We start from the raw sequence: 898 nt of genomic DNA, 5'->3' as shown, positions 1-898 counted from the left end.
GCGAGTTCTTCTCGATAGGCAATCACATCCAGCCAATCCATCTGGTTAATCTCTGAAGGCGCCCAGTGATAATAAAGGGCTAGTTCTGCTCCAAATTGTCTGGCAGAGAGGATTGGCGTTGCGTAAAAAAAGCAAAAAAAGCCTTCAATATTGCGACAATATCCATCACATCAACTCGATCAATCAATTCAATAGATTCATGTGACATATCAGCCAAAAGTGCTGTGATGCCTTCTGTTGCCTCACTTGTGAACAAAACTTGAGAAAGCTTCGTGATAAGCACATCATTGCTCAAAGTTGTTTTTTGCTCTCCAAACTCAGGAAGCAGCAGCTCTGTCAATTGTGGTCCAATGAGCACCGCTAATTGCTTGGCATGCTTAAAAGTGGGGCGATAAAAGGTCAGTTTCTTGCAGAGAGTTTCTTTGCCACTTTTATCTTGATAAGGAAGCGGAACCTGCAATTCCACGTCAATGCTGGTTTGTAAACTTGTCATGATCAATTCCTATAAATTGAGAATAGAGCGGCGGCGAGAACCGATCTCTTGCCCGTTGCGGACAAGCCAGCCGCCCCGTTTAAAAGAAAAGCGGTGCAAAACAGAACCATCCCAAAATTCCGTATAATCCCAAATATTTTTGATCTCGCAATCATAGCCTGTCGCTTTTCCAGCCGTTAAGCCTTCGCTATCGACTTTGACCAAGCGCCCTGTTACATCAATGGAATGTTCATGCTCACGCCCATCTTCTTCAGAGATCACATGTTTTTTGCCAGTGAATTTATGACGAAGACCAGGAGGACCACCAAAGATGCCGATAATTTCGGGGGTATGGCTGCGGATTTTCATTTGCAAGCCAAGGGCTTTGACACCAAGACCGCTCACATCAATTTGCATATCAGAGCC

The 898-nt window shown here is 44.5% G+C and carries 2 protein-coding genes; both read right to left on the bottom strand.

Annotated features, from left to right (window positions below):
• Nucleotides 1-79: 79 nt before the first annotated feature.
• Nucleotides 80-493 (bottom strand): hypothetical protein, encoded by a 414-nt coding sequence (locus ACFIMA_RS09790; RefSeq protein WP_375693785.1) that lies wholly within the window; start codon nt 491-493, stop codon nt 80-82.
• 9 nt (nt 494-502) lie between these two features.
• A partial coding sequence (locus tag ACFIMA_RS09785) for a phage major tail tube protein (RefSeq protein ID WP_375693458.1) occupies nt 503-898 on the bottom strand: 396 nt, incomplete at its 5' end.

Origin of the sequence: Bartonella sp. AP88HLJMH (genome assembly GCF_042195605.1) — a bacterium.
Lineage (GTDB): Bacteria > Pseudomonadota > Alphaproteobacteria > Rhizobiales > Rhizobiaceae > Bartonella.
Note: the sequence above shows the minus strand (reverse complement) of the source record. Positions and strands in the feature narration are given on the sequence as shown.